The 2,878-nt window shown below is 32.9% G+C and carries 3 protein-coding genes; 1 reads left to right on the forward strand and 2 read right to left on the reverse strand.

The genetic code is table 11. The features are described from left to right. Both RM539_RS19650 and RM539_RS19655 read right to left on the reverse strand, forming a co-directional pair. A partial coding sequence (locus tag RM539_RS19650; RefSeq protein ID WP_311505123.1) for a glucuronate isomerase occupies positions 1 to 219 on the reverse strand: 219 nt, incomplete at its 3' end. Between the two features lie 492 nt (positions 220 to 711). Then, positions 712 to 906 carry a hypothetical protein gene (locus RM539_RS19655; protein ID WP_311505124.1) on the reverse strand — a complete coding sequence of 65 codons (195 nt, stop codon included), beginning with the start codon at positions 904 to 906 and terminating at the stop codon, positions 712 to 714. Positions 907 to 2,595: 1,689 nt separating this feature from the next. Here RM539_RS19655 and RM539_RS19660 point away from each other — a divergent pair. Continuing rightward, positions 2,596 to 2,802 (forward strand): hypothetical protein, encoded by a 207-nt coding sequence (locus RM539_RS19660; protein WP_311505125.1) that lies wholly within the window; start codon positions 2,596 to 2,598, stop codon positions 2,800 to 2,802. Positions 2,803 to 2,878: the final 76 nt, after the last annotated feature.

Raw genomic sequence — 2,878 nt, forward strand, 5'->3', positions numbered from 1 at the left:
ATCTACGCCCAACGTACGCATGGCACGCCATTTATAATGGTCTCCCGCCAGCCAAACCTGGGTGATATTGTCAAATTTGCGATCCTCGGCAATTTCTTTGGGAGGCAAATGATTATGATAATCGATTATGGGCTGGTCTGCCGAGTATTTTTGATAAAGTTCCTGCGCATACTTGTTCTGCAAAAGGAAATTATCGTGTACGAACACGTTTTTAATCATAACAGCTATAATATCTTCTATTCTAAAGTAGAATATTTTCTAAATCCATCTCCACTTCACGTTTTTGTTATTAAAATATCGCATCAAGAACCATTTACGTCGCATTAGCCGCTCGTTATTTTTATTTAATAATCCTTTAAAGCATGAAGTGTAAAGACAGGGCTATTGGGCTTCAGTCCATAAAACATTTTGGAAACACAGCAAATATACGCCATTATAAAAGATATTTGCAAATTTTTAACATAAAAGTGTCCGCACACTTTTTATGATGATGTAATCGAACTCCCTTTAGATACAAATCCTATTTCATTCTCAAAAATGGATCTTTCCAACCAATTCCGGTCAAAGATACAATGTCGAATTTATGATCAGAATGACCAAACATAGAATTAACCCCGCATGGGGTTATTTCTAGAGCCCATCCTAGATATAACGGATCAAATTGGGTTCTTCGTCATTTTTGGTGAAGCCAATTAAGAAGAACTAGCCAGTTTACCCTATACCACCGTCAAGTTTTTTTCTCAAGTTGTTGATACTAATTATTTCTTCTTCTTTTCCCTTTCTACTGTAGAATGTGTCATCATTTAAGATGTTAATCAAAGCAATCCGATCTTTTAAAATCTCAAATGTTTTTGCTGCCCTGTCATCTAATTTTTTTTTACTTAAAATCTCTTTTAGATTGAACAAAAAATAATCTACAGTTGATAAATTTATGTTTTCTTTTCCCTCAATTAAAAATTCTATGTCAAACTTTTTTTCAAAGGACTAATAATTTCTTCTAGGATATTCTGTAAAGATTTTCCCTGAACTTCTAATGTTTCTACTATAAATATGTTCCTGTCGTTTTTATTTTTAGTGATCCGTGGCACAATAAGGCGTGTCAACATCAATTTAATTATTTCGTGATCTTCCTTCTCCTTTTTTAGTTCTTTAAAGAACTACTGTTTTTATAAACAGCCACAAAATATCCTCTAATATTTAAAAGTGGTAAAATACGATAAAAATGAAAATGATCGTTGGTAGCATGAAACCCATTTTCTCTAATACTTTTTAAATTTTCTCTGTCATAAAGATCCTGATTTAGATCACATATCAAATTTTCTAAAACAGAAATAATCTTTAAGGGAGAATCCGTTTTTAGACATCCATACGCATACAATTCGGAATTATTATTAATACCTCCAGTTTCGTCTATATAGAAATAATTAATTTTTCTTTTCCTTGTTCCGGTCTCTTTTAATATTTCCTTAATTACATACGTTCAAGGGCTTCTAATTTACCGTTTTCAAGCACTTTGGAAAACAGTAACGGTGTAATAAATTCATTCTTTTTTTTTGAAGGGCTAATTATAGGGCTAATGAATTTGACTAAAAATGACTAAATTTGGGTATCTGCCGAAATAAAAAACCCCGCTTTTAGCGAGGTTTTAAAGACATCTTTAGACATCTATAGTAGTAAGAAGTGACCCTTATGGTACAAAACTCGAACCAATTAATAGAGGACTTAAAGCTTTTGGCGGAGATGTTAGCTGCATAATTATTAATGGGGTCTTTTAAAATAACTGACTATTAAAATATTTGCAAATAAGAACATTTATGGTTCATTTTAAACCGTAAATGTTCTTTGACTTTTTAATCATTAACTTTACCCTAACCTTTTTTAGTCTATATTACTGTCTTTATATCTTGCACTGTGCTGGCTATCATATAACTTGTCGAGTGAGAAATTGTAAGAGTGATGTTTAACGTGCTATACTGGCCGCTTAACAACTGATAGGGTCTTTCAAAACAATTGATAATGAAGGATTTATTTATAATCAGCAAATTTATGGCCCCATTGTGGCTCGTTTGACCCCTTTATGACCCCATTGCTGTTTTGGAGCGAAAAATATACGAAGTTCCCTTTCCTGTTGTTCCTTTTCATTCAACAAATTCTTTATCTATCAGTTCCTGTAAAGCACGGGTATCCGTTCTTTTGGATATATTTTCAAGTTTCTGATATTCCGCATTATTTATAGAACCGTGTATACAATATAGAGTGAGCTAATCTGGAATAAACAATAGATTAATGCAAAAGTTTTATTTAATAGATATTGGGAGAATGATATAATCAAAATCTACATTGATTCTTGACCTCTATCACGGCAACGAGGTGACCTACCGCACCAAAAAAATACCTTAATATGTTAATGAATATTTGCTCAATACTACGCAATGATTCTTTTTAAGGTCATAGAACAAAACATCTCTATGGAGATCTTTCAATGATAATTCTCCATTAAAGTTCTAAAAAAATTCCATTGCTTTACGAGAAACCGTAAACAACTAACCTTCAACAGCTTTAACTTTGTAAATATTAACCTAAAAACACACAGTTATGGAACGTTATTATTTAAACACTCAGCCGCAGCCAAACGGAGATCGGGAGGTTCATAAAGAAAGCTGCAGGTATGCACCAGGAGTAAGTAACCGAAAAGATTTAGGATTTCATGCAAACTGCGAATCGGCAGTAGATAAAGCCAAACAATCTTACAACCAGGTAAACGGTTGTATTCATTGTTCACCACGTTGCCACACCAGTTAATTCTATTTTCCACCAAAGATATAAAGAAAATAAATTCCCTGTTCAGCATACACGGAATAATTCCTTAAAATCTACC

It is taken from the genome of Autumnicola musiva (assembly GCF_031846585.1).
Lineage (GTDB): Bacteria > Bacteroidota > Bacteroidia > Flavobacteriales > Flavobacteriaceae > Autumnicola > Autumnicola musiva.

Bases quoted from the DNA above. Each gene is read 5' to 3' on its own strand.
- RM539_RS19660 (WP_311505125.1), top strand. From the start codon at position 2,596: ATGGAACGTTATTATTTAAACACTCAGCCGCAGCCAAACGGAGATCGG.